Below are 25,024 nucleotides of genomic sequence, written 5' to 3' on the forward strand. Positions count from 1 at the left end.
AATTGTAGCTGGCGCCCGAAAACTTACTTACCCACTAAACCACTGATATGAGCCTGCCAACATTATTGGAACAATACGACTATGCCACCGGCATCTGGGATGAAATGTGCGACCGGCAGCAGATCAGGGAGCAATACAGCAAGGTCATTGCCACTCTTAAGCAGTTCAATGTCAGTGATCTGCAACAGAAAGACAGACTGGCCGGCGAGCTTTTTATGAACCAGGGCATCACTTTCACCGTCTATAGTGAGGATGCCGGGATTGAACGCATTTTCCCCTTTGACATTATTCCCCGCATTATTACAGGACAGGAATGGGATCATATAGAAGCGGGTATCAAACAGCGTCTGAAAGCGCTCAATCTGTTCCTGAAAGACATTTATAACGAGCAGCAGATCCTGAAAGATAACATCGTGCCGGCCTCCCTGATTGCTTCCTGCCCCCATTATACCCGGGAGGTATTTGGTATTAAGGTGCCTCATGATGTTTATGTACATATTTCCGGAATAGACCTGATCCGTGGGGAAGATGGTCTCTTTTATGTACTGGAAGACAACCTGCGCACCCCATCGGGCGTCAGTTATATGTTGGAGAACCGGGAAGTGACCAAAAGGATCTTTCCTGAACTGCTGGCTGCCAGTCATGTGAGACGGGTCAGTAACTACCCTCTCATGCTACATGAAATACTGCTGCAGATGGGCCCCGGACAGCTGTCTAATCCCCTGGTGGTATTGCTGACACCCGGTATCTATAACTCAGCTTACTACGAACATACCTTCCTTGCCCGGCAGATGGGCATTCCCCTCGTGGAGGGAAGAGACCTGGTGGTGAACAATCATAAGGTGTATATGAAAACGACCAACGGCCTGGAACAGGTGCATGTAATCTACCGCCGTATTGACGATGAATTCCTTGATCCGCTGATGTTCCGTCCTGATAGTGCGCTGGGTATTCCGGGACTGATGAGTGCTTACCGTATGGGCAATGTCGCCATTGTGAATGCAGTAGGGAATGGTGTTGCTGATGATAAAGCCGTATATGCCTATGTTCCTGCGATGATCCGGTATTACCTTAATGAAGAGCCGATCCTTCCCAATGTGCCCACTTACGAACTGAGCGATCCTGATGCCCGGCAGTATGTGTTTGACAACTATACACAGATGGTCATCAAAAGAACGAACCAGTCAGGAGGCTATGGTATGGTCATGGGCAACAAGGTAGCCCCCGAAGAATGGACCAGGGCGAAAGCTGCCATTGAAGCAGAACCACGCAGCTTTATTGCACAGCCTATCATTAAACTGTCTACCGTTCCCTGTTTTATAGACGGTACTTTCCAGGCAAGACATGTGGACCTCCGTCCTTATGCCCTTTGCGGCCCGCAGGGTGTGCAGATAGTACCGGGGGGACTTACAAGAGTTGCGCTCCGCAAAGATTCCCTGATCGTCAATTCCTCACAGGGAGGCGGTAGTAAAGATACCTGGGTTATAGATTGATTCACCAAACGCAATTTTATTCATGCTAAGCAGGATCGCAGATTCACTATTCTGGCTGGCCCGTTATATGGAGCGAGCAGAAGGACTATTACGTGTTACGGCTACTCATAACCTTTTATCGCTCGATAAAGATGTGAACGGCCCCCTTACCTGGCGGCCTGTTCTTGAAACCTTTACCAGCACAGGCGAAGAAGAGATCAAAGCCATTGAAGGAAATACAGGCGCGGCCCTGAAGAAACTCCTGACAGACACCGCCAACAACAACTCCCTTAAATCCATCATTGGCAAGGCCAGGGAAAATGCCCGCGGTATCCAGGACTATATTACAAAGGAAGTATGGGAGGAAGTTAACTCCTTCTACCACCTGATCAATCAACCGGCACTGGACAACCGTCTGTCCAATTATGAAGCTGCGGATATCCTGGACCTTTTTACCAGGCATTCTGTGCTTTACACAGGCATCACTGATATTACCATGGCCCGGGGTATTGGCTGGGGATTTATGAACCTCGGGAAATACATCGAACGCTGCCTGGAAACCATCGTGCTGACGGACAAACAATATGCAGTCAACCAGTACAAGGTGGATGAGATCAAAGACATCATGCAGTGGCGGCATCTGTTGATGTCTCTTTCGGGCTATGAGCTCCATCTCAAAACATACAGATCGTATCAATATACCCACGATGTACTGCACCAGGTATTATTCAATGAAGATTTTCCACATTCCGTTATATATTCGCTGGGCAGAATCGACAGGCATCTGCAGGATGTGACCAAAGGTCATATCTCAGAAGAGAATGCAGCATTGATCAGGAACTTTGGAAGGCTGTACAGTAAAGTGAAACACCTGGAAATAGATGATCTCAACAACCAGACGTTAAAACCTTTCCTGGCAGAGCTTCGCCATGATCTCCTGCATTTCACCAACCTGTTGAGTCAAAAATTTTTCTCCTACGCATAACTTAGCTTATGGCCATTTTCAGAATACATCATGTTACCAGGTACGAGTACGACAGACCGGTTAAAGAAAGCGTAAATGAGATCAAGATTTTTCCGTTTAAATGTCCGGAGCAGGAAATACTCCAGCACGACCTGCTGATCACAGGGCAGCCGGAAATACAGACTTTTACAGACTACTGGGGGAATAAATCCGGCAACTTCAACCTGCTGCCCCCGCATAAGGTGCTCACCATCGAAAGTAAGCTGCTGGTGCGTACTACAGCCTCTTCACAGTTGCAGATCAATTTCCATTCTACTTTCGACCTGTTACGGGAAGAAATGAAAGGTCACCTGCTGTTACTGGAACTGGCACAACCTGATATCATAAAGACGCAGAGTGCGATCAATAATATCATCACGGTGATAAAACAGCCAGGCAAAAGCGTGGCAGCTGTTACCGAACATTGCAGCGAATATATCTTTAAGAATTTCAAGTACCTGAAAGGGATCACCAATATAGAGACAACGGTAGATGAGATCCTGCAGCACCGGGCAGGTGTTTGCCAGGATTTTGCGCATCTCATGTTACACATCCTCCGTTCCTGCGGCATTCCCTGCCGTTATGTAAGCGGGTATATCTGTCCCAATAAGGATGGTATGCGTGGTGAAGGCGCCACCCATGCCTGGGTGGAAGCCTGGATACCCGGATATGGCTGGGCAGGCATTGACCCGACCAACAATATCTGGGTCACCAACAAACATGTGAAACTATCTGTGGGAAGACATTTCAATGATTGCAGTCCCGTGAAAGGTACCTTCAAAGGCCCTGCGAAACAAAAGCTGTCTGTGTTCGTAGCGGTAGGCTATGAGGATGGCAATGTATTCGAAGAAACCAATGATGTACACCTGCACGGGGAGGTAGAAACAATGGAAGACAATTCGGGAGGGCAGCAGTAAGTCAGGACTTATTCCGCCATACAAAATAATAAACAGGTATTCCCAGCAATACAATGCCCAATCCGGGCCAGGTATACATAGGTTTATAAACCAATAGTGCCAGGCAAATAATGGCGGCGGACACTATGTACAACAAAGGCAGTACAGGATATCCAAACGCCTTGTATGGCCTTGGTAAATCGGGTCTGGTACGACGCAACCTGAAGATACCGGCAATGGTCAGAATGTAAAAGATCAGCACTACAAAGATCACATAGTCCAGCAGCTGCCCATATTTGCCGCTGAGGCACAATACGGATGCCCAGATGCATTGTATCCACAGCGCCTTTCCGGGAACCGCGTTTTTGTTCAGGGTGGCCAGTTGTTTGAAGAATACTCCATCCTTTGCCATGGTATAACAAACCCTGGCGCCAGACAGGATAAGCCCGTTGTTACAACCAAAAGTGGAGACCATCAGCAGACCTGCGATAATGTAGGTACCCCTGGTACCGAATATCTTTACAGCTGCGGCTACTCCTACCCTTTCATTCTCCGCAAAGGCAATTTCCTTCAGTGGTAATACTCCCAGGTACACCAGATTGGTAGCCACATAGATAACAGTAACGATGAGCGTACCGAGAAACAGGCTTCTGCCGATATTACGTTCAGGATTCTTGATCTCTCCGGCGATGAAGGTTACATTATTCCAGGAATCGCTGCTGAACAAACTACCTACCATACTTCCTGCAATAGCGCCCAATGCTGCCAGACCAACGTACGGCATCAGTGTATCTGTATGTTCCGTCATTTTGCGAAACTCAAAGCCTGTCTGCCAGTTGGCATCCCATACACCTTTATCCGCCGCAAAACATCCGAATAAGATCAATGCCAGCAGCGCAGCGATCTTAGCCAGGGTAAATCCTGTCTGTATCAGCTTCCCTTCCTTCACCCCCAGGGTATTGATAAAAGTCAGCAATACGATAAGGAGAATGGAAGTGATCTGGGCTGCTGATATTTGTATGAATGATAGATCAACGAGGATATTCTTTTCACTCAGCACCGGAAAAAGATAGGCGGAGAACTTAGCGAAAGCTACTCCCACTGCTGCAATGGAGCCAGCCTGTATCACCGTGAAGAAGCTCCACCCGAAGAGGAAGCCGGTTAGCCGGTTAAAAGCTTCTCTGAGATAAACGTATTGTCCTCCGGCCTGCGGGAACATCGCGCTTAGTTCTCCGTAGCTCAATGCGGCGGTCAGCGTAAGAATACCGGTGATGATCCATATCAGTATCAGCCAGCCGGCAGAGCCGACATTACGGGTGATGTCTGCACTTACCAGGAAGATGCCGGAACCTATCATGGAGCCGGCTACAATCATTGTAGCATCCAGCAGTCCGAAGGACCGCTGGAAAGATTTTGGTTGATCTGACATATTGGGTATAATGGTTTATCTCGTAAACTGATTGTCTATCTGCCGCCATATACCCAGAGGGTTTGCGGCCTTCAGCGCATCGGGTAACATATCGTCCGGGAAGTTCTGGTAGCATACCGGTCTTACCCAACGACGGATAGCGCCTGTGCCTACTGAGGTAAAACGCTGGTCTGTAGTGGCCGGGAATGGTCCACCATGTACCATGGCGGCACATACTTCCACACCAGTGGGCGGGTTGTTTAAAATAACACGGCCTGCCAGTGTAGATTGTACAGCGATCACGTCTTTCCATTGAGCAGTATCGGCGGCAGTACCTACGATCGTGGTGGTCAGCTGTCCATGCAGGCTTTTTAGTACTGCCAGCAGTTCAGCTTTATCTTCACACACTACCAGCAATGAAAAGGGACCGAATAACTCTTCCTTCAGATGTGGATTGGCCAGGAAGGTTTTGGCCGTAGTACGAGCCAGCGCCGGCCATGCTTCCATATCCGCGGGAGCGGCAGATTCATTTACCAGCACAACATCCTGTTGGGCAAGCATATGTGTGCGGCCTTTACCATACGATTCACAGATGCCTTTGTGTAACATCTTCTGCGGAGCAACTGCGGCAATTGCATTGCCCAGTAAGCCGGCGAAGTTGTCCAGGGCAGCACTCTTCAAACCGATCAGCAGACCGGGATTGGTACAGAACTGTCCCATGCCCAGCGTAACGGAACCAGCGAAGGTTTGCGCCAGTTGTTCCGCCTGTGTAGCCAGTGCATCGGGATAAAAAACAACCGGATTAATGCTGCTCATTTCTGCGAATACCGGGATAGGTACTTCACGCGCTGCAGCATAGCTCAACAAGGCTTTTCCTCCCTGTAAAGAGCCTGTAAACCCAACGCCTGTGGTTTGCGGGTGCACTACCAGTGCTTTACCTACAGCATTCCCTTCGCCGGTAACATGCTGCACGGTAAATTCCGGCATACCACTTTTAGTGATGGCTTTTTGCATTGCTTCAAATACCAACAGGGAGGTACGCGGATGTGCAGGGTGTCCTTTCACCACAACAGTAGCCCCGGCAGCCAGTGCGCTGGCGGTATCACCACCGGCAGTAGAGAATGCAAAAGGGAAATTGCTGGCGCCAAACACCACTACCGGACCAGCAGGTACCAACATTCTGCGGAGGTCCGGCTTTGCGGGCGTACTATCCGGCTTTGCCGTATCGATAACAGCTTCCACCCAGCTGCCTTCTTTTATGAGATTGGCAAAAAGCTGTAACTGACTGGTAGTACGGGTGATCTCGCCATTGAGCCTTGCAGCAGGCAGATTGGTTTCTGCCTGCGCTGCTTCTACCAGCGTATCCCTTACTAATGCTATTTCCGAAGCGATCGTTTCCAGGAATGCAGCGCGTACTGAAGGGGTTACCTCTTTGTACTGCGCAAACGCCTGTGCTGACCGCTGCATGACATCGTCTATCTGCATGGTGCTGTTTAAGTCTTGTAATTATAGTGAAAGATAATCAGGTAATGTAGGTCTGCAGGCAATAGCAGTGTCTATCACCTTTAAGATCCTTTCCCTTTCTGCGCCTACCAGTTGGAGACGGGGAGCTCTTACTGTTTCACTACCCAGTCCTGCCTGTTGTTCTGCCAGTTTGATATACTGTACCAGCTTCGCATGCAGGTCCAGTTCCAGCAATGGCAGGAACCAGCGGTAAATAGCCAGTGCCTCTGCGGTGCGTCCTGCTTTTGTCAGTTTATAGATAGCCACTGTTTCTGCCGGGAAAGCACATACCAGTCCGCCAACCCAGCCTTTTGCGCCCAGGATCATTTCTTCCATAGCTAGTGTGTCTACACCGCACAGAATGCTGAAGCGATCGCCAAAACGGCTGATCATACGGGTCACGTTAGATACATCTCTGGTAGATTCCTTTACAGCCTGAATGTTGCTGTACTGCTGCAGCTGATCGAAGATATCCAGTGTAACTTCCACTTTATAGTCCACCGGATTGTTATAGATCATGATGGGTAATTCTGTGGATGCGGCTATTGCTTTAAAGTATTCCGCTGTTTCGCGTTCATCGCTTTTGTAACGCATAGGAGGTAATAACATCAGTCCTTTCGCGCCCCATGATGCTGCCAGCTTTGCCTGTCTGATGGCTTCACTGGTAGAGCCTTCTGCGATGTTCATGACAACCGGGATCTTTCCCGCTACCTGCTCCACTGCATATTTCGTGAGTGTTTCTTTTTCAGCAGTAGTAATGACACTGGCTTCCCCGAGAGAACCGCCTAAGATAACCCCATCAATACCAGCCTTTATCTGGGCTTGCAGGTTCTTTCCGAACAACGGCAGGTCCAGTTCATCAGCGGCTGTAAATTTTGTAGTAAATGCAGGAAATATTCCTTTCCATTCAATAGCCATAGAAGAACAATTTTTTTTCAAAAGTATCAGAAACAGGGAAAGAGAGCCTACCTGATAGTAATCAATTATTAGCCGATATTAACCTCTTTTATATCCTTAGCAGCATCATACAGATGGAGTTAACCTTTTTTTCACCGGTAATTTTATTTTTTTGCTGAATCCGGGTTAAAATTTGTAATATTGGGTGATCAGTAAAATAATTGTACGATTCACACTAATTAGTGTCAGGACAATCAACCAACATAAATTGCAATTGCCGCGTAGAAGAATTTAAACACCTGTAATCACATTTCTGCAAGGGCCAACAACTTGCTATGACTTTATAAAATGCTAACAGATGAAAGTGCTACAGTTTACCATACCTGTTCCGCTGGACAAGTCCATCATTGTGCAGAAAGACGTGCTGCCATATTTTTATCCTCATCTGCACAGGCACCAGGAAATTCAGTTGACCTGGATACAGCAGGGAGAAGGCACCCTCGTTGCTGACAACAACATGCATGCTTTCCGTCCTAACGAGATCTTCTGGTTAGGCGCCAACCAACCACATATCTTCAAAAGTGAAGCATCTTATTTTCAGCCCAAGAGCCGTAAGAAGATCGTAGCCCTGGTTATTTTCTTTAATCCGGATGGTGAGCTGGCAGGGTTCTTCAATCTGCCGGAGATCAAGATGCTGAAGAACTTTATTCAGCAGCACCAGTCAGGTTTTAAAGTACCGCAGGAACATGCTACGGAAATATCCAGCCGTATGCTGAAAGTGACAAACAGTTCAGGCACGGAACAATTACTGCAGTTTGTGGAACTGTTAAAGCAATTGTCGTCCTACCAGGACATCACACCGCTGGCTTCCGGTCAGAAGACACAGCTTGTCAGTGAGCATGAAGGCATCCGTATCGGTCATATTTACAACTATATCATGCATAACTATGATCAGCCCATCACGCTGGAAGATGCCGCCAAACAGGCTCATATGACGCCACAGGCGTTCTGCAGGTTCTTTAAGAAGCATACCCTGCATACATTTGTATCTTTCCTGAATGAGGTACGTATCAATGAGGCATGTAAAAAACTGACGGACGGTACTTACGATAATATTGCCACCGTGGCATATACCTGTGGGTTCAACAGCATTACCAATTTTAACCGGGTATTTAAGACGGTGACCAATAAGTCGCCCAGTGAATATATGAACAGTTATTTCCAGAGCGTTTAGCAGGGCAGCACTCTCCTGCTGATCCCTCTTTCCTGCTCACTAATTAAATAGTATTGGCCAGACAGCCGGCTGGTTTAGTAATTTCTTACTAATAACTATTATCTTGGGTTTCCAAAAAATAAATTCCATATGAGTGCTTATGTACCTGCCGGCGATCGATATGATACTATGCTCTATAACCGCTGTGGCAAAAGCGGGATCCGTCTTCCTGCTGTTTCACTCGGCCTCTGGCATAACTTCGGTTCCATAGATAATTTTGAGGATGGTCGCCAGATAGTACGCCAGGCCTTTGACAAGGGGATCACACATTTTGACCTTGCCAATAACTATGGCCCGTTGCCCGGTTCTGCGGAAGAGAACTTTGGCGCTATCCTTCAGAAAGATTTTACAGGTTACCTGCGCGATGAGCTGGTGATCTCCACTAAAGCCGGCTACCTGATGTGGCCTGGCCCATACGGGGAATGGGGCTCCCGCAAATACGTGCTGTCCAGTCTCGATCAGAGCCTGCGCCGTATGAAGCTGGATTATGTTGACATCTTCTACTCTCACCGTCCTGACCCGGAAACGCCTATTGAAGAAACAATGGGAGCACTGGATACCGCAGTGCGTCAGGGGAAGGCCTTATATGTAGGATTGTCCAACTATTCTGCAGAACAAACCAAGGCAGCACTGGAAGTATTAAAATCATTAGGCACTCCCTGCCTGATCCACCAGCCCAAATACTCCATGTTCGAAAGATGGGTGGAAGGCGGACTGCTGGACGTACTGGGCGACAATGGCGTAGGATGTATCCCATTCTCTCCGCTGGCACAGGGGCTGCTGACTGACCGGTACCTGACAGGCATTCCGGAAGGTTCCAGGGCCAGCAAACCAAGCGGGTTCCTGAAAGCTGACCATATTACCGCCGACAAACTGGATAAAATCCAGCGTCTGAATGCTATTGCACAGAAAAGAGGTCAGTCGCTGGCCCAGATGGCGCTTGCCTGGCTGCTGAAAGACAAACGTATCACTTCTGTCCTGATAGGCGCCAGCTCTGTAGCACAGCTGGATAACAACCTGGGGGCATTGGACAAGGTACAGTTTGATGCGGCGGAACTACAGGAAATAGAAAGTATCTTAAAATAATAAGGGTTCAAAAAAAGAAAGCCGGCTCACGCTTTGTGAGCCGGCTTTTCTATTTTTAAAATAAGCTATTACTTAACGTAACGGATCCTGGTATTTTCAACTTTGGTATACACAACCGCATCATCTACTATGGTCTGGAAAGTATTCTTTCGGGTAACAGGATAGCCATCTCCATCGTACGTATATACGTTGGTTTCGGCTTCAGCATAATTGGAATAATCTGTTCTCTGCGTAAGAATGTTATTAACAGACAGCCCTGCCGCTACCTCTCTCGGGTGTATTAAATACAGTTCCGGCTGCATTGCCATGAAGTTCACTTTATCATCGTAGGTATATACCGTTGTGATCGTGTCCGTCTCCTGACCATCTATTATCCCAACATAGGTCTCTTTGATGAGATTACCTTTACTATCCCAGTCGTACAGCGTCTTTGCATAGTATTCAAACGGCCTGCCCTCAGTACCAGGCTCCTGTGAAACCCCAAAAGAATACATGGCAGCATAACGTCCGTTGTTATCATAAACAATACTGTCATACACATCAATCAGGTGATCAGCGCCATAAAACATGACCTTCGACAGATCACCAGCAGCATTATACTCGTAGTCCTGCTTATCTTCCAGCGTGGTAGGGCTTTCTTCGCTGACGAGTAATTTAGCTAGTTTTCCATTCACATATACAGGTTCACTGTAGTAAACATAACTTTCCTGTTGGGCGAAAGACTGGAAAGTAGCAACCTGGTTACTTGTATTATAAGTTGCGCTGCTACTGTCATACTCTGAGACCGAGTTCAGAAATAGTTTGGTCGCCTTAATTTGATTTTGCGGGATGATTGTATCGTTGTTGTCTTTACATGCAACAAATAATACAGTGAGCGCAGCTGCGCTGAACAGTAATTTTTTCATGGTTTCGAATGTGTCTTTTCTGATTTTTTAAGTGTATGGGTTATAAGGGTTAAAAAGCAAGTGACCTGCAGGATTTGGACTTACTATTATGAGTCAAATATACAACTTATTTAACATATAAACAAGGCGAGATTCAGCTTGGAAACTTGGGGTTATAGTACAGATAGTGTTCGCCTATAGTACAGTTCTATAGCTATACGCCCTGTAGTCCTGCATTAGACCTGCTGTTCTATAGCGTTGGCTATAGAACAGCAGGTCTAATGCTATAGTAAAGAGCCTATAGGCTATAACCTGTACCGAATCTGTACCGAATACATACCCTCAGGAATACCTTTGGATACCAGTCAGAGGAATGCCGGTTTACCTTACCTTTGAGGCGCATATAGACAGCATCTCAAAGGAATACCAATCGAATCTCAATCGGATCCATACTATAAGTTTAACCGGGCTTGTCCGGGACATGACGAGGATTAATCTGTATATAACATCGATCAGATATCGCTTTTCCTATGTTTCTCCTATGTCCAACTTACGTTCATCTTACGTCTTTGAACCTAGGATGAACGTAAGATAGACATAGGAGAAACATAGTTAAGACGGCTTCTGATCCTGAATTGATACAGTCTTGTCTTGATTTGATGCTAATAAAAAGCGGGGCTGACCTTCGAAAAGATCAGCCCCGCTTTTTATTTATACTGTAAAAAACCTATTTACCTCCGTCAAGAAAGAAATGGAAGCTGTCACCACGTAAGCCTACGCGCATTGCCTCCAGCGAGATCACCTCGTAGGATGCAATATTACCCAGGTTGGCATTACAGCCGATGAGGTCCAGGAAATACAATTGCTGGTCTTTCCTGGGTGCTTCCCAGATGATCTTTTCACCCGGTATCTGTGTCAGGATCTCCTGTACCAGCCCTTCACGTACTTCCCCGGAATCGCGGTACAAACCTACGGTACCATTTTCCCTTGCTTCCGCAATAATGTATTGGGAACCAGCAGAAAGTTCTGCCCTCATCAGTTCTATCCATTTATAGGGAGGTGTGATATGCTCGCGGTCTTTATCCTTGGAACCAATTTCGCTCAATACTGTACCCAGTTTGGCCAATTTCTCAACGTAACCACATTTTTCAGCATGCGGAATGGAAAGAGAACCATCGGATACTTCAAAGTAATTGATACCGTATTTTTTACAGACTTCTATATAATCATCAAACTGGTTACGGATGATGAAAGCCTCCAGTAACAGTCCGCCGAAATAAACGGGGATGTTAAATGACTGGTATACTTTGATCTTCTCATCCAGGTTGGGCGTAACATAGGCGGTACCAAAAGCCAGTTTCACCATATCTACATGCGGAGCGGATACGGAGAGGAAGTCTTTTGTATCCTGCAGGCTCAGACCTTTATCGGTCACCATTGTAATACCGAATGAACGTGGCTGCTGTGTACGATCAGGAATTTTGTCCAGATTAAAATTCATTTTACCTAAAGTTTTGTACTGCGATTTACTTCCTTGAATTAAACTTCCGGACAAAGGTATTCAAAAAATATCAGGCGCGTTGCTGATTAAAAGATAGTTTATAGGAAGGGAAATTTGTTAACAGTACTCCCAGCAAAATAACCACCATTGCCACCAATTGCATCCAGCCCAGTTGCTCATTTACAAAAACCCAGCCCACCAGCACCGCCACTACGGGATTAACGTAGGTGTGGGTGCTGACCAATGCCGGCGGACGCACTGTTATGAGCCAGGTAAATGCCATATAGGCTATCAGGGAGCCGAAAATAACCAGGTAAAATAAGCCTGCCCAGGCTTCGGCAGGAACTTCATTAAAACGGATCCTGCCCCATTCACCGGAAATACCGCTTAAAAGACTGCTGCATATTCCCCCGGCAAACAACTGGATACAGGAACTGACAATGTTGGAAATACCTTTTCCCATTCGTCCTTCCGCATGTAATGCGCCACCTACCCAGAAAACGGTGCCGAGCAATATGGCGGCATATCCCATCCATTGTGTTGTAACATCTCCTGTAGGCGCCGATGTGGCATCACTACCACCAAAGAACAGCAGGATGCCTGTAAAACCAATCAATAATCCTGTAATAATGAAGCGGCTGGAGAAATACTCCCTCCAGCGCTTTCTGTCTGCCAATAGGAAAAGAAAAGGCTCAGCAGCAATAACAATGGCGGCCTGTCCTGAAGTAACATATTGTTCCGCCCAGGCTACCATACCACTACCTCCTACCAGCATGAACAATCCACTGATTGAGCAGGTACGGATGGCCTGCCAGCCCGGCCATTTCTCTTTCTTAATGAAACACCATCCCAGCAGCAGCAGGGCTGCCATCAGGTAACGCAGTGCGGAAAGCATAAAAGGAGGAAATCCCCGCAGCCCATAGATGACTGCCAGGTAGGTAGTGCCCCATACAATATAAACAGCCATAAATGCCAGTACAATCAACCACTGTGGAGCTTTCTGTTCAGCCATCACCTACCTTTTTTACTTGTTAAACTATATTTGCTGGTATAAAATTAGAAAACTTTTATTACCAGCAAAATATTTTTTGGTAGTAATAATTCAATTTGCTGTACTTTTGGTATACGGATGAGCAAGGAGAGATCTATAGCAACCTTAGCGCTGGATGGCGGCGCACTCTGTTTTCATTTTATCAATACGGTAAATGCATGGAGAGGCCCCAACCTGTATGAATACCTGGGTAATTATGAGGAGCTGATAGAGTGGTGCAGGAAAGTAGACATCCTCGATGAAGCGCAGCGGACGGCTCTACTGCAATATGCCACAGCAGATGAAACAGCGGCAGCGGCAGCACTGCAGAAATTAAAACGTATACGGGAAACCCTGTACCATTTCTTTTCTGGCATTGCAGAAAACGATGGTATCACCCTCTCATCTTCCGTATTGGAAAAGTTCAATAAAGCGCTTGCCAGTGCGTTATCGCATCTGCAGTTCGAAAGGACAGCAACAGGTGTTAAAGCTACCCTACAAAGGGATGATACTGACCTGATGGCCCCACTATGGACAGTGATGAAGTCCGCCTATGATGTGCTTACCAATGAGGAACATGTGCGGATCAAAGAGTGTGAAACCTGTGGATGGATATTCCTGGACCATACCAAGAACAATAAAAAACGCTGGTGCAGCCCGCTTACCTGCGGAACCACGGATAAGTCAAAACGTTATTATCAGAAGAAAAAAGAAAAAGCAGAGGAGTAAAACACAATAGGACTCCGTCAGGAGTCCCGGTGTTTGTAGCCCCGGGTGATAACCCGGGGAAACGTGATAACCCGGGGAACGTGACCCCCGGGGAAACGAATATTATCACAAAACACAAACAACCCCGGGAATGAATATCACCGCAAAACACAAACAACCCGGGGAACCCCCAAAATCGATGTAATCTGTAATTAATAAAGCGTCACCGTCCAGCTTCTTTCAAAATGTTTACCCTTTTCCAGGATGTGTATCCCTTCTTTACCGGTAATTTCCCCGGAAGCATTTACACCATCAGCAATACCATTCCAGGGCTCTATACATACAAAGTCGGCTTCTTTTGCCGCCCATATGCCCATATATGGGAAACCATCATATTGCAGTTTCAGTCCGCGGGGAGACTTATCACTCTTCAGCTCTATGATGTTGGATGCAAGCGTTTTGAAAACCAATGCATCTTTATAGAACAGGGAATGTTTCAATGGTAGTTTATGTGTTTTTACCAGGAATGGTTCTGGTGTCAATTCAATCAATCCATCTGCCGACAACGGCCATACGCCATCATTCTCTTCCTGGTTAAAAGACAGGTAATAATCTTCATATCCTGTACCATCGGTCAAAGGCACTTTAAAAGCAGGATGGGCGCCTACCGAAAAGTACATAGTATCTTTACCTGTGTTCTCCACGAGATAAGTCACTTTCAGTGATGTGTCATGCAGTGTGTATATGACCTGGAAAGTAAAATGGAAAGGATATACCTGGAGGGTATCTTCTGTATGCTTTAACGTAAAGGTAAGCTGATGGTCCGTCTGTGCCGTGAGGGCAAATACCTTGTCGCGGGCAAAGCCATGCCTGCCTAGTGTGTAGCTTTTACCTTTATATGTGTAGGTGTTATTTTTAAGGGTACCCACTATCGGGAACAACACGGGACTTTTCTTAGCCCATTCCGGTCCCGCATGCCACAGATATTCCTGACCTAAGTCCGTGCGGACGATGTTTTGTAACTCGGCTCCTTTTTCGGCAACAACTACCCGTAGTTTATCATTCTTTAATTCAGGCATACGAAACTTTTTGCCTCAAAAATAACCATTCGGGCCTTATATGCCTCATTTTTTCCTGCTGCTCAATACCAGCACCAGTCCTATTACAGCTACAATACCACCTGCATAAGTGGGCCAGCCTATCCAGCGGTTTTCCGTTTTATTGACTTCCACCGGACCAAGGTCCACTACCTTCTTTTCTGTCTTTACGGAGAAGCCGCGTATCACGATCATGGCGATACCGGCAATGATAAGGATAAAACCAAATGTTTTCATGTGTTGCAGGTTTAATATGCCAATCAACACAATACACATGCCAGCTGGTTCACAAAAGTCGCGAAGAACTAAGATAATCTGTCAGTTGAAAACGGCCGCTTTCTTTCATGGCTTTAAGACCGCCTTTGATATCTACCAGGTTATGATATCCCCGCATGCGCATTATGGAGATAAAAATCGCGGAACGGTATCCACCGGCACAGTGTACGTAGTACAGCTGCTTCTTATCCAGCGTTTGCATGCTGTCGTTGATATATTCCAGCGGGATATTGGTGGCGTTCTCTATATGCTCGCTACCGTATTCACTTCTTCTGCGTATATCCAGGATGTTTACCGGGGTCCACAACATGCGGTCAGCCAGTTCATCAGGGGTAATAACAGTGATATTGTCTGTTGGCCGGTGATCTGCTTTCCAGGTATCAAATCCACCTTTCAGGCAGCCGATCGTATTGTCATATCCTATCCGGGCCAGGCGGGTGACCACTTCTTTTTCACGTCCCGGATCTGCAATAAAAAGAATAGGTTGCTCTACACGGGGAATGAGCGTACCCGCCCAGGGAGCGAAATTACCATCCACTCCGATATTGAAAGAGCCGGGAATAAACCCTTCGACAAATCTTTCCGGACCACGGGTATCCAGGATCACCGCATCTGTTTCATTGGCTGCCGCTTCAAAAGCAGCTGGCGAAAGTGAACGTATGCCCCGTTTAATGACATCTTCCACATGCCCATAACCCTGTTTGTTCATTTTTACATTCATCGGGAAATACGCAGGTGGAGGTGTCAGTCCTTCGGTTACTTCCTTTATGAATTCATCTCTCGTCATGTCTTTCCGAAGCGCATAATTGACCGACAACTGGTGAGCAAGTGTGTCTGCCGTTTGATTGCTCATGTTTTTACCACAGGCACTGCCGGCGCCATGCCCCGGATATACCGTAATATGGCCAGGCAATGGCATGACCTTGCTGCGCAGGGAATCGAACAGGATACCGGCCAGTTCTTCCTTCGTTTTTCCGGAAGCCTGTTGCGCCAGATCCGGACGGCCCACATCACCGATAAAAAGTGTATCGCCTGAAAAGAGTACAGTGTCCTCTCCTGCTTCATTGAGCAATAAAAAGCAGGCGCTTTCCATCGTATGTCCCGGCGTATGTAAGACTTTGAGTTTTACATCACCCAGGGGCAGGATCTCACCATCTGTGGCAATATGAGCAGGGAAAGCGGGGTGTGCTTCAGGGCCGTAAACGATCGTAGCACCGGTGGCCGCAGCCAGCTCCAGGTGTCCCGACACGAAATCAGCATGGAAATGGGTCTCCAATACATACTTTATAACAGCATTGTCCTGCTGCGCTTTTCTGATATAGGATGTAACATCGCGGAGAGGATCAATGATCGCTGCTTCTCCGTTACTTTCAATGTAATAGGCGCCATGGGCCAGGCAACCTGTGTAAAGCTGTTCGATTTTCATGTTTAACCGTACTTATACCACAAAGGTCTGGTAAACGGGAAAACGGGAAGATGATGATCATCACCGGGCGGGATGATACTGATGCAGTAATAACAAATGATCGTTGTTTCTTTCCGGTAATAATCAGGTAAGCGGTAAATATTAATGTTGCTCAGCTCCCATCAGCAGCTCGCGGATAATGTTTTTGCCGATCGGTTTAACGAGATATCCGGCCAGGCCGGGAAACTCTCTTGCCCGCTGCAGATCGCTTTCATGTGTGGAACTGGTAAGAATATATATTCTGATATGTTTATCGTCCGGCAGGGACAATTTTACAAACTCGCGCATAAACTGCCAGCCGTCCATATATGGCATATTAACGTCCAGGAGGATGAGATCCGGCAATTCATCCGGAGTATTGAGATGAGATTTAATATAATTCAGCGCCTGTTCTCCATCCGTGAATTTATGGATACGTTCTACAAGCTCCAGCCGCTCAAAGTGCTGCCGCATTACAAACTGAAATAGTTCATCATCATCGACAACGCAAACATGCTTTACTTTATTCATCTTGCTGTAAGGTGTGTACGCGGTTATTAAAATAAACTTAGAAACTGCTGCCCCTGCCCGATTCACTTTTGACTTCAATATTGCCCCCGAATATCCTGATCTGGTTCCTGATTTTAAAAAGGCCAACCCCATTGCTGCCGTAACCGCGGTGAAACATCGTCTTGTACCGGAATAGCTGGTCCTGGTGCTTTTCGAGGTCAATCGCTATGCCATTATCCTGTACCATCAATACGATGTTATCTTCCTCTTTCCATGTTTCTATTCTGATCTCAGGTACTACACCCGGCCGCGTATAGGTTATTGCATTATTAATCAGGTTAAATAAAATATTTTCCAAATATACTTTAACGTAGTTTATAACGGGTACGCTCAAATTGAGCGACAAATGTGCATCTTTTTCCTCAATCTGCGGACTCAATAATTTCCACACCTGCCTGATCATTGGTTCCTGTTCGCAATGGGTAAAAAAAATCTGCTTATTTACCTGCAGATCAATCATTTCCTTCCGATCATTCAAAGTTCCAGCTCATTGATCACCCTGTTGAGAGATCCATTAGTATCCATCAGGCGGGTAACATTCGTAAAAAGCTATCTCTGCAAATGGCAGCATCCGGACGGCGTCCCGGAAGTCAGGGGCTTCTTTTTGTGTTTCAGACACCTGGAGAGCCTTTAATGCGGATTTATTATGACCTACGATCCGATCCTGCTCATCAATGGCAATATATCCTTCTTCAATAGCCTGGGCTATTGCTGGTAACCAACTGTTCGCATGATCGATCTTCATCAATTCTTAGTTATTTTGACACACGAGCCAAATGAATACATTAATTAAAGCTCTTACCGGGGTTGGGATATAATTATAAATGGCTAATCTACTAATAAACAGCAATATAAAAGAAAACTACAAGTTTGCCGCCAAAAAAGCGGTATTCATCTCATTTTTTTTACATAATATAGTTTTTTGGGGTTCTTTTGGGTTATTTAACTGTTACACACGGTAATGACTACAATTACTACTGATACGAAACAGGCGTGGTATTCGAAGAAATGGGCGCAGGTATCCCTGCACGTGATTGCCTGGGTGACACTATTTTCCCTTCCTTACCTGTTACGTCCTTCCCCCGACCAACGGCATGCACCAGATCCGGATGAGCAGTTATGGCAGATCCATTATATCATCAACGCCTGGGTACTCATCCTCTTTTTTTACCTGAATGCCAGTATCCTGATCCCTAAACTTATCTACCGGAAAAAATATCTCCAGTTCAGCGGGATACTGTTATCCTTCTTTGCTGTGCTGGTATATTCGCGCATGTTATTCATACAGGGCTTCATTACACGCAAACAGTTTGAATTAAGGCCTACCATCCTTTTTACTTTCTTCACCCTGCTGTTCATCCTGGCCTGTAGTACAGCCTGGAAAATGATCCGGGATAAGATGAATGCGGACAAGCTGGCCAGCGAAAAGGAAAACGAAAATCTTAAAACCGAACTTTCCCTGTTACGCTCACAGGTCAGCCCCCACTTTATGTTCAATGTGCTGAACAACATGGTAGCGCTGGCCAGAAAACAGTCAGACCAGCTGGAGCCATCGCTGATCAAACTTTCCTCTCTCATGCGCTATATGCTGTATGAGGCAGATGAAGATAAGGTACCACTGGACAAGGAAACAGATTATCTCCAGAGTTATATCGACCTGCAGCAACAACGCTTTGGCGCTAAAGTACAGGTGAATGTTTCTATGGAGCTGCCGGAGCATGGATATGAAATTGAGCCAATGCTGCTGATCCCTTTTGTGGAAAATGCATTTAAACATGGGACAGGTCTTATACCTGATGCGCGTATTGACATAGAACTGCGTGCCCGTCAGAGTTTGTTGCAGTTCACCGTAATGAATAAGTACAATCCTGAATACACGGAAATAAAAGACAAAACCTCCGGTATCGGGCTCACAAATGTGAAACGGAGGCTCAATCTCCTGTACAAAGACAACCATCAGCTGCTGATCAATAAAAAAGAAGGATGGTTTGTTGTGTCTTTGCAATTACATTTACATTAAATTGATTTATGACCTTACGTTGTATAGCTGTCGATGATGAACCACTAGCTTTGGATTTGCTGGAAGATAATATCCGCCAGGTGCCTTATCTTGAGCTGGTAGCCAAATGTGCAGATGCATTTGAGGCTATCAAAGTATTGCAGGAAAAGGAGGTGGACCTGATCTTTCTTGATATACAGATGCCGGGATTGACAGGATTACAATTTATTCAGAGTCTGGCGCATAAACCGATGATCATCCTCATTACTGCCTATGAAAAATTTGCGCTGGAAGGATTTGAACTCGATGTGACAGATTACCTGGTAAAACCCGTGGCATTACCCCGTTTTATCAAGGCCTGTAATAAGGCCAGGGAGCTATACCAGCTGAAGCATCAGCCCGTGACAGCTTCCGCGGCCGGTACACCGGAATTCTTCTTTGTCAATTCCGACTATAGCCTGTTGAAAATCAACGTAGCCGACATCATCTGGATAGAGGCATTAAAAGATTATATCAGAATACATCTTACAGGAACAACCAAACCCGTTGTGACACGTATGCCATTAAAACAAGTGGAAGAACAACTGGCACCCGCCAAATTCATCCGGATTCACAAATCATATATTATTGCCGTGGCGCATATTACCGCCATCAGAAAAAATAGTGTGTTTATCGGCGCCATGGAACTACCCGTGGGCGATAATTACCGGGAGGCAGTAGCTGCGCTCACAGGTATCAGGTAAGCCTTTACCAGCTTATCATGTATCCCTGCCAACGCTATTTTCCGGCTTTTTCGTCGCATTTTTTCCAGGCATTGTCTCATTTGCTATGTATAATGGAAATGCGCTATTAGTTTTGCTTCTATAAGAATGTTACTTATGCAAAGAATTCTCTGGCTTATCGCCATGCTAACTTTCTCCCTTCAACTATCCGCGCAACAGAGGCCCGGAGGTTTTGCCGGAGGTAAACCACCCAGCATAGGCCGCCTTTATGGAAAAATACTCGACAACGAAGGGAAGCCTATGCCCTATACCTCGGTGATCGTATTTCAGAATCGTTTCGACTCGGCCACAAAGACAAAAAAGGATGTACTGATAAAAGGTGCTATCACCCAGAATAATGGTGAATTCAACCTGGAAGAACTGCCTATCATGGGGCCGTTGATCCTGAAGATTTCCGCCACTGGCTTCAAGCCTTATTCTCAGGCAATATCCTTCATGACAAAGAAACCTGCTCCCGGTACTATGCCCTCTTTTGATAAAGACCTGGGCAATATCAAACTGACCAGCGATATCAGTCAGCTGCAGGGCGTAACGGTGACCGGCACCAAGCCACTCATGAAGGTGGATATGGATAAAAAGGTGTTCAATGTGGAAAAGAGCATTTCAAGCGCCGGCGGTACCGCGCAGGATGTTATGAAGAACGTGCCTTCTGTTAATGTCGACATCGATGGTAACATGACCATGCGTAATGCGACCCCTCAGTTGTACATTGATGGCCGTCCCACTACCCTTACTCTCGATCAGATCCCTGCTGACGCAATCGAAAGCGTGGAGGTAATGACCGCTCCCAGCGCCAAGTATGATGCTTCCGGCGGTGGGGCAGGTATCGTGAATATCGTACTGAAAAAGAACCGCAAAACCGGTTATAACGGAAACCTCCGTGCGGGTGTGGACAAACGTGGCGGTATCAACGGCGGCGCCGACTTCAACCTGCGCCAGGGTAAGCTGAACCTGACAGCCAGCGGTATGATCAACCAGATGCGTGACCGTACTACCGGTAAAACAGACCGTTACGACATCTCCAGTGATCCGGACATCCATACCCTGCAGGAAAACACTTCCAAAAGCAATGGCGGATTCATGTTCGGTCGCCTGGGCGCTGACTATTTTGCCACCAACCGTACCACTTTATCTGTTTCCGGTATAAGGGTACACGGTAGTTTCAAACCTTCCAGCATCCTCGATATCAATACCGACACACTATTCAGTGGTGCTCCTGCAACTGCTTTCAGCCGCAGGGTGACAGCCGGTAAACGAGAGTTCAACGGGACCGGTTTAGTGTTGGGTTTGAAACATCTCTTCCCCCACGAAGGAGAAGAACTGACAGTAGATGCGAACTATTTTGGTGGTAAAGCTACCAACAGTTCCAACTATAACACAGACTTCTACAATGTTAAAGGTGGTGCTGTTACCAGCAACCAACTGGAAAAGATCTCCGGCAATGGTAAAATGCGGAATATCACCACGCAAACAGACTACGTAAAGCCGATCGGTGCCAAAGGTAAACTGGAGGCTGGTCTGAGGGCAAGCTTCCGTCATATCGAAAACGCCAACTATAACTATCTGTTCAACGAAGCTACCGGGCTATATGACCTTACATCCGGTAATACCAGCAACTATAAGAACAATGAGAGTGTATACGCTGCTTATGTAACCTTTAGCAACAGCATTCATAATTTCAGCTACAAACTGGGATTACGCGGGGAAAGCTCAAAATACACCGGGGAACTGATCCAGACCGGACAGCAATTCAGCAACAGCTATCCCACCAGCCTGTTCCCTACCATCTTCCTGAGCCAGAAGTTCAAACATGACCAGGAAGTACAACTGAGCGCTACCCGCCGTATTAATCGTCCGAACTTCTTCCAGCTGATACCTTTTGCTGATTCGACCGACAAGCTGAACATCACAAAAGGTAATCCCGGCCTGGTACCGGAGTTCACACAGTCCCTGGAGTTATCTTATCTGAAAACATTTAAAGGTAACCATACCTTTCTGGGTTCTGTGTATTACAAATACACTGACAATACCATCACCAGTTATATAGACCGGCAGACTGACCCGACCACCGGCAATACAGCGCTGATCAACACCTTCATCAACGCGAAAGGCAGTTACACTACCGGCGCGGAGATTACGGTTCAGAACTACTTCACGAAATGGTGGGATATGTCTACCAACATCAATATGTACAATTCTAAGGTAGATGCCGGCCAAACTGCGGTAGCCAATCAGAAAGCATTGTGGAGCGTATTCGGTAAGCTGAACAGTAATTTCAAGTTACCTGCCGCCATGGAACTGCAGCTGACAGCAACCTACCAGTCCAAGACCAACCTGCCGATCAATACCAACAACGGCTTTGGTGGTGGTCCTCCCGGCATGGAAGCACAAAGTTCCTCACAGGGTTATATCCGTTCTTTCTATGGTATAGACCTGGCGCTGAAGAAAAGCTTCCTGAAGAGTAAAGCGCTGAGTGCTACAATTGCTGTGAGCGATATCTTCCGTACCCGGAAGACTGATCAGTACTCATACAGTGCTTATTTTACCCAGAATTACAACCGTTTAAGGAACCCGCAGATGATCAGGCTGAATATTGCCTACCGCTTCGGGAAAATAGATGCCTCCCTGTTCAAACGTAAGAGTCAGGGTGCAGGCAACCAGGGCATGATGGATGGTATGCAATAATATCATATACAGGAACAACAAAAGCAAAAAACGAATGGTCAGACAGCCATTCGTTTTTTGCTTTTATGGCAATATCCTTTCATCGGGAACAGCCCTTTATTCCTTCGTTAAGCATTCATGAAGTCGATATCAAAGTAATACTCCCGGCAATCAGCAGGATTCACGTAAATAGATATCTGTTTATGTTTTTCCAGCAGGAAATTGACCGTAACCCGGTCTTTGTAGATGTAGGGACTGAGTAATTCAATGTGCGTATTATTATCCAGATAAGCGCAGGATAGATAACATATTTCCCGCTCCTGCACATGGTTGGTCTGATGGCCGGTCAGTCCATCCAGCATGCGGACTTCGAGGCTGTCGGTGTTAACCGGCTCCTCATAATAATTGGATGTAAAAATGGTAAAATCTTCTGCGTTCACCGTTATCCTGTTTCCGGTCATTTTCAGACCGGCATTGGTGTCTTGTTGTGTTGGGGGAAAGAGTAGTCCAATGAGTCGTTTCAGCATAATAAATCACTTTAATGATGACGATCAGGCTGGCATTGGTTCTTCGTTGTAATAATAAAATCCTGGCTGATATTAATATCAGTCCGCCTTTGACGGACTGACTGTTGATTCAAATATACAAAGTATCACTAAATATCTTCGGAATCGTAAACGATCACTTTTTTCCACACCGAAGAGCATTCTTCTATAAACTTCAGGTGGGCAGGATCTGTCTGATAAATATCCTGGTCAGCCTTGTTTTTAAAGAACAGTAACCAGGAAACCTGGTAAGAGCGGTCTATTACGTCGCGGTTAGTGCTAGACGGCGTACCGATATGGTGTTGTTTGATGGTTTTAGCCTCTTTTGCCAGCTTTTGTAATCCGGCAATAAGTTTGGCCTTGTCTTCCTGGCTGTCCGGATTATGCAGCCAGAAATATACATGATGCACAAATACCTTCTCTACCGGTGGTACTGCCATGGCCACTCCGCCTGTCATTGTAGCTACACCTGCCACTGCAGCCGTTTTACCTGCTGCTGAAAGGAACTGTCTTCTGGTTTGTTTCGACATAGGGTCATTTTTGCCAAGGAAAATAGGAAAATTATCCGGATATCCCTACATTGCTGCTCCAATCTTTCCTTCCGGGTCGTGCCAATGCAACTGGTTCGCTTTTTGTAATTCTATGAGCAGGATCACACTAAGACACATAACAGCTTTGAACCCCCAGCCCTGTTATTCCACTCCGGCTGATTTTTGGTGAGCCTGATTGCTACTACTTCGTTAAAAATTTTGATATGGATACATTTGACATGAAGCCTGAGATTCTCTTTGTGAGCACTTATTCGCCCCGTAAATGCGGCATTGCCACCTTTACTGCCGATCTTACCAGAGAACTGACCCGTCTGTTGAGGCATGAGTTTGACATCAGTATATGTGCGTTGGACAAAAGGGTCAATACAGAGCTGTATGCAGCGCCTGTCACGATGGTCATGGACGGTTGCAGGCTGAATTCCTGTATAGCGGGTGCAGAGGCCATCAATCAGAATCCTGCTGTGAAAATGGTTTGTGTAGAACACGAATTCGGGCTTTTCGGCGGAAATATGGGAGAATATATACTGGCCTTCCTTTCCCTCCTGAGCAAGCCTTTTATTATCCGTTTCCATACCGTATTACCTCACCCTGATAATGAAAGGCTGAAGCTGGTAAGGAGCATTTGTTTGCTGGCCGAGAAGGTGATCATAATGACCCATCATTCACACCGACTACTGGTGGAAGACTATCATATTGAACCGGAAAAACTGCTGATCATTCCCCACGGTACTCACCCCATTCCTCCAAACAACAGAATGGAGTTGAAAAACAGGTTTAACCTGCAGAATAAAAAAATACTGACCACTTTCGGATTGCTTAGTCCCAACAAGGGAATTGAGCTGGGTATCAAAGCGATGGTGAAGATCGCTGCGGAATTTCCGGAAGCAGTTTACGTCATACTGGGGAATACTCACCCCAATTTAGTGGAAACTGAGGGAGAAACTTACCGGGAAAGTCTCCAGCAACTGATCGCAGAAAATAATCTTACACAAAACGTTAAACTTGTTAACGAATTCATTCCAACAGATCAATTACTGAAATATCTATCCCTTACTGACATTTACCTCTTTACTTCCAAAGACCCCAACCAGGCAATGAGCGGTACATTCATGTATGCTATGAGCGCCGGTTGTGCAATCATATCCAATGCCTTTGTGCTGGCGAATGAAATGCTGGATGAAGATACAGGTATCATCATTCAGTCAGGCGATGAAAACGCGCTGGCAGAGAATGCAATCTATCTGCTGCGTAATGAAGCGCAAAGGCTGGAGATGGGTAAAAAGGCATTTATGAGGACCAGGAATACCCTCTGGGGCTCGGTGGCACGTAAACATGCAATGTTGTTCTATGAACTGATGAAAAAACAGTCACCCACCTACAACAATATTGTAGCCCTGTAACCGGCATCGCCTATTATTCACTAAAAAAATTATTA

24 protein-coding genes are annotated in these 25,024 nt (G+C 46.2%); 10 read left to right on the forward strand and 14 right to left on the reverse strand.

Features of this window, described 5'->3' with window-relative positions; all coding sequences use genetic code 11:
* Window positions 1-47 precede the first annotated feature (47 nt).
* Genes F3I09_RS12635 through F3I09_RS12645 form a run of 3 tightly spaced genes read left to right on the forward strand, consistent with a single transcriptional unit; the run spans window position 48 to window position 3,392 of the window.
* Window positions 48-1,493, forward strand: a complete 1,446-nt coding sequence (locus F3I09_RS12635; RefSeq protein ID WP_149695393.1) for a circularly permuted type 2 ATP-grasp protein — start codon at window positions 48-50, stop codon at window positions 1,491-1,493.
* 22 nt (window positions 1,494-1,515) lie between these two features.
* Window positions 1,516-2,457: an alpha-E domain-containing protein gene (locus F3I09_RS12640; protein ID WP_149695394.1), complete on the forward strand. Its 942-nt coding sequence runs from the start codon at window positions 1,516-1,518 to the stop codon at window positions 2,455-2,457.
* An 8-nt stretch (window positions 2,458-2,465) separates the two neighbouring features.
* Entirely contained in the window at window positions 2,466-3,392 is a 927-nt protein-coding gene (locus F3I09_RS12645; protein ID WP_149695395.1) for a transglutaminase family protein, read from the forward strand.
* A 1-nt stretch (window position 3,393) separates the two neighbouring features.
* On the opposite strand, the gene F3I09_RS12650 is transcribed toward F3I09_RS12645, so the two are convergent.
* From F3I09_RS12650 to F3I09_RS12660, 3 genes are read right to left on the reverse strand one after another with little or no spacing between them, the layout of a single operon-like run.
* On the reverse strand, window positions 3,394-4,800 hold the full coding sequence (locus tag F3I09_RS12650) for an APC family permease (RefSeq protein WP_149695396.1): 1,407 nt from the start codon (window positions 4,798-4,800) through the stop codon (window positions 3,394-3,396).
* A gap of 15 nt (window positions 4,801-4,815) precedes the next feature.
* Window positions 4,816-6,264 (reverse strand): aldehyde dehydrogenase (NADP(+)), encoded by a 1,449-nt coding sequence (locus F3I09_RS12655; protein ID WP_149695397.1) that lies wholly within the window; start codon window positions 6,262-6,264, stop codon window positions 4,816-4,818.
* 21 nt (window positions 6,265-6,285) lie between these two features.
* Window positions 6,286-7,200, reverse strand: coding sequence for a dihydrodipicolinate synthase family protein (locus tag F3I09_RS12660; RefSeq protein ID WP_149695398.1), 915 nt, complete (start codon window positions 7,198-7,200; stop codon window positions 6,286-6,288).
* A 337-nt stretch (window positions 7,201-7,537) separates the two neighbouring features.
* On the opposite strand from F3I09_RS12660, the gene F3I09_RS12665 reads away from it, so the two are divergent.
* Window positions 7,538-8,413, forward strand: coding sequence for an AraC family transcriptional regulator (locus F3I09_RS12665; RefSeq protein ID WP_149695399.1), 876 nt, complete (start codon window positions 7,538-7,540; stop codon window positions 8,411-8,413).
* Between the two features lie 129 nt (window positions 8,414-8,542).
* Window positions 8,543-9,538: an L-glyceraldehyde 3-phosphate reductase gene (gene mgrA / locus F3I09_RS12670; protein ID WP_149695400.1), complete on the forward strand. Its 996-nt coding sequence runs from the start codon at window positions 8,543-8,545 to the stop codon at window positions 9,536-9,538.
* A gap of 68 nt (window positions 9,539-9,606) precedes the next feature.
* Here the strand turns inward: mgrA and F3I09_RS12675 are convergent, their stop codons facing one another.
* From F3I09_RS12675 to F3I09_RS12685, 3 genes are all read right to left on the reverse strand, one after another.
* Window positions 9,607-10,443, reverse strand: a complete 837-nt coding sequence (locus F3I09_RS12675; protein ID WP_149695401.1) for a hypothetical protein — start codon at window positions 10,441-10,443, stop codon at window positions 9,607-9,609.
* Window positions 10,444-11,149: 706 nt separating this feature from the next.
* Complete coding sequence (locus tag F3I09_RS12680) at window positions 11,150-11,923, reverse strand: phosphosulfolactate synthase (protein WP_149695402.1); 774 nt, start codon at window positions 11,921-11,923, stop codon at window positions 11,150-11,152.
* Window positions 11,924-11,993: 70 nt separating this feature from the next.
* On the reverse strand, window positions 11,994-12,935 hold the full coding sequence (locus tag F3I09_RS12685; protein ID WP_149695403.1) for an EamA family transporter: 942 nt from the start codon (window positions 12,933-12,935) through the stop codon (window positions 11,994-11,996).
* A gap of 117 nt (window positions 12,936-13,052) precedes the next feature.
* On the opposite strand from F3I09_RS12685, the gene F3I09_RS12690 reads away from it, so the two are divergent.
* Window positions 13,053-13,682, forward strand: a complete 630-nt coding sequence (locus F3I09_RS12690) for an ABATE domain-containing protein (RefSeq protein WP_149695404.1) — start codon at window positions 13,053-13,055, stop codon at window positions 13,680-13,682.
* Window positions 13,683-13,873: 191 nt separating this feature from the next.
* Here the strand turns inward: F3I09_RS12690 and F3I09_RS12695 are convergent, their stop codons facing one another.
* The 6 genes from F3I09_RS12695 to F3I09_RS12720 all read right to left on the reverse strand — a co-directional run bounded on the left by F3I09_RS12695 (window position 13,874) and on the right by F3I09_RS12720 (window position 17,793).
* Window positions 13,874-14,740, reverse strand: coding sequence for an aldose 1-epimerase family protein (locus F3I09_RS12695; RefSeq protein WP_149695405.1), 867 nt, complete (start codon window positions 14,738-14,740; stop codon window positions 13,874-13,876).
* A 45-nt stretch (window positions 14,741-14,785) separates the two neighbouring features.
* Window positions 14,786-14,995 (reverse strand): hypothetical protein, encoded by a 210-nt coding sequence (locus tag F3I09_RS12700; RefSeq protein ID WP_149695406.1) that lies wholly within the window; start codon window positions 14,993-14,995, stop codon window positions 14,786-14,788.
* 49 nt (window positions 14,996-15,044) lie between these two features.
* A complete protein-coding gene (locus tag F3I09_RS12705; protein WP_149695407.1) occupies window positions 15,045-16,460 on the reverse strand; it encodes a rhodanese-like domain-containing protein in 1,416 nt (471 codons plus the stop codon).
* Window positions 16,461-16,601: 141 nt separating this feature from the next.
* Window positions 16,602-17,009, reverse strand: coding sequence for a response regulator (locus tag F3I09_RS12710; RefSeq protein ID WP_188133788.1), 408 nt, complete (start codon window positions 17,007-17,009; stop codon window positions 16,602-16,604).
* Window positions 17,010-17,046: 37 nt separating this feature from the next.
* Entirely contained in the window at window positions 17,047-17,526 is a 480-nt protein-coding gene (locus tag F3I09_RS12715) for an ATP-binding protein (protein ID WP_149695409.1), read from the reverse strand.
* A 36-nt stretch (window positions 17,527-17,562) separates the two neighbouring features.
* Complete coding sequence (locus F3I09_RS12720) at window positions 17,563-17,793, reverse strand: hypothetical protein (protein WP_149695410.1); 231 nt, start codon at window positions 17,791-17,793, stop codon at window positions 17,563-17,565.
* 216 nt (window positions 17,794-18,009) lie between these two features.
* Here F3I09_RS12720 and F3I09_RS12725 point away from each other — a divergent pair, with 216 nt between their 5' ends.
* From F3I09_RS12725 to F3I09_RS12735, 3 genes are all read left to right on the forward strand, one after another.
* A complete protein-coding gene (locus F3I09_RS12725) occupies window positions 18,010-19,068 on the forward strand; it encodes a sensor histidine kinase (RefSeq protein WP_149695411.1) in 1,059 nt (352 codons plus the stop codon).
* An 8-nt stretch (window positions 19,069-19,076) separates the two neighbouring features.
* A complete protein-coding gene (locus F3I09_RS12730; RefSeq protein ID WP_149695412.1) occupies window positions 19,077-19,790 on the forward strand; it encodes a LytTR family DNA-binding domain-containing protein in 714 nt (237 codons plus the stop codon).
* A gap of 135 nt (window positions 19,791-19,925) precedes the next feature.
* Window positions 19,926-22,514, forward strand: a complete 2,589-nt coding sequence (locus tag F3I09_RS12735; protein WP_149695413.1) for an outer membrane beta-barrel family protein — start codon at window positions 19,926-19,928, stop codon at window positions 22,512-22,514.
* A gap of 107 nt (window positions 22,515-22,621) precedes the next feature.
* Here F3I09_RS12735 and F3I09_RS12740 read toward each other — a convergent pair whose 3' ends face one another.
* Both F3I09_RS12740 and F3I09_RS12745 read right to left on the reverse strand, forming a co-directional pair.
* On the reverse strand, window positions 22,622-23,020 hold the full coding sequence (locus F3I09_RS12740) for a hypothetical protein (protein ID WP_149695414.1): 399 nt from the start codon (window positions 23,018-23,020) through the stop codon (window positions 22,622-22,624).
* Window positions 23,021-23,148: 128 nt separating this feature from the next.
* Window positions 23,149-23,568 (reverse strand): Dabb family protein, encoded by a 420-nt coding sequence (locus F3I09_RS12745; protein ID WP_149695415.1) that lies wholly within the window; start codon window positions 23,566-23,568, stop codon window positions 23,149-23,151.
* Window positions 23,569-23,792: 224 nt separating this feature from the next.
* Here F3I09_RS12745 and F3I09_RS12750 point away from each other — a divergent pair, with 224 nt between their 5' ends.
* On the forward strand, window positions 23,793-24,989 hold the full coding sequence (locus F3I09_RS12750; RefSeq protein WP_149695416.1) for a glycosyltransferase: 1,197 nt from the start codon (window positions 23,793-23,795) through the stop codon (window positions 24,987-24,989).
* Window positions 24,990-25,024 lie beyond the last annotated feature (35 nt).

The organism is Chitinophaga sp. CF418 (assembly GCF_900142925.1).
GTDB lineage: Bacteria > Bacteroidota > Bacteroidia > Chitinophagales > Chitinophagaceae > Chitinophaga.

Excerpts from the sequence above, each read along its gene's own strand:
- F3I09_RS12635 (WP_149695393.1), top strand. The coding sequence starts at position 48 with ATGAGCCTGCCAACATTATTGGAACAATACGACTATGCCACCGGCATC.
- F3I09_RS12640 (WP_149695394.1), top strand. The coding sequence starts at position 1,516 with ATGCTAAGCAGGATCGCAGATTCACTATTCTGGCTGGCCCGTTATATG.
- F3I09_RS12645 (WP_149695395.1), top strand. The coding sequence starts at position 2,466 with ATGGCCATTTTCAGAATACATCATGTTACCAGGTACGAGTACGACAGA.
- F3I09_RS12650 (WP_149695396.1), bottom strand. The coding sequence starts at position 4,800 with ATGTCAGATCAACCAAAATCTTTCCAGCGGTCCTTCGGACTGCTGGAT.
- F3I09_RS12655 (WP_149695397.1), bottom strand. The coding sequence starts at position 6,264 with ATGCAGATAGACGATGTCATGCAGCGGTCAGCACAGGCGTTTGCGCAG.
- F3I09_RS12660 (WP_149695398.1), bottom strand. The coding sequence starts at position 7,200 with ATGGCTATTGAATGGAAAGGAATATTTCCTGCATTTACTACAAAATTT.
- F3I09_RS12665 (WP_149695399.1), top strand. The coding sequence starts at position 7,538 with ATGAAAGTGCTACAGTTTACCATACCTGTTCCGCTGGACAAGTCCATC.
- mgrA (WP_149695400.1), top strand. The coding sequence starts at position 8,543 with ATGAGTGCTTATGTACCTGCCGGCGATCGATATGATACTATGCTCTAT.
- F3I09_RS12675 (WP_149695401.1), bottom strand. The coding sequence starts at position 10,443 with ATGAAAAAATTACTGTTCAGCGCAGCTGCGCTCACTGTATTATTTGTT.
- F3I09_RS12680 (WP_149695402.1), bottom strand. The coding sequence starts at position 11,923 with ATGAATTTTAATCTGGACAAAATTCCTGATCGTACACAGCAGCCACGT.
- F3I09_RS12685 (WP_149695403.1), bottom strand. The coding sequence starts at position 12,935 with ATGGCTGAACAGAAAGCTCCACAGTGGTTGATTGTACTGGCATTTATG.
- F3I09_RS12690 (WP_149695404.1), top strand. The coding sequence starts at position 13,053 with ATGAGCAAGGAGAGATCTATAGCAACCTTAGCGCTGGATGGCGGCGCA.
- F3I09_RS12695 (WP_149695405.1), bottom strand. The coding sequence starts at position 14,740 with ATGCCTGAATTAAAGAATGATAAACTACGGGTAGTTGTTGCCGAAAAA.
- F3I09_RS12700 (WP_149695406.1), bottom strand. The coding sequence starts at position 14,995 with ATGAAAACATTTGGTTTTATCCTTATCATTGCCGGTATCGCCATGATC.
- F3I09_RS12705 (WP_149695407.1), bottom strand. The coding sequence starts at position 16,460 with ATGAAAATCGAACAGCTTTACACAGGTTGCCTGGCCCATGGCGCCTAT.
- F3I09_RS12710 (WP_188133788.1), bottom strand. The coding sequence starts at position 17,009 with ATGAATAAAGTAAAGCATGTTTGCGTTGTCGATGATGATGAACTATTT.
- F3I09_RS12720 (WP_149695410.1), bottom strand. The coding sequence starts at position 17,793 with ATGAAGATCGATCATGCGAACAGTTGGTTACCAGCAATAGCCCAGGCT.
- F3I09_RS12725 (WP_149695411.1), top strand. The coding sequence starts at position 18,010 with ATGACTACAATTACTACTGATACGAAACAGGCGTGGTATTCGAAGAAA.
- F3I09_RS12730 (WP_149695412.1), top strand. The coding sequence starts at position 19,077 with ATGACCTTACGTTGTATAGCTGTCGATGATGAACCACTAGCTTTGGAT.
- F3I09_RS12735 (WP_149695413.1), top strand. The coding sequence starts at position 19,926 with ATGCAAAGAATTCTCTGGCTTATCGCCATGCTAACTTTCTCCCTTCAA.
- F3I09_RS12740 (WP_149695414.1), bottom strand. The coding sequence starts at position 23,020 with ATGCTGAAACGACTCATTGGACTACTCTTTCCCCCAACACAACAAGAC.
- F3I09_RS12745 (WP_149695415.1), bottom strand. The coding sequence starts at position 23,568 with ATGTCGAAACAAACCAGAAGACAGTTCCTTTCAGCAGCAGGTAAAACG.
- F3I09_RS12750 (WP_149695416.1), top strand. The coding sequence starts at position 23,793 with ATGGATACATTTGACATGAAGCCTGAGATTCTCTTTGTGAGCACTTAT.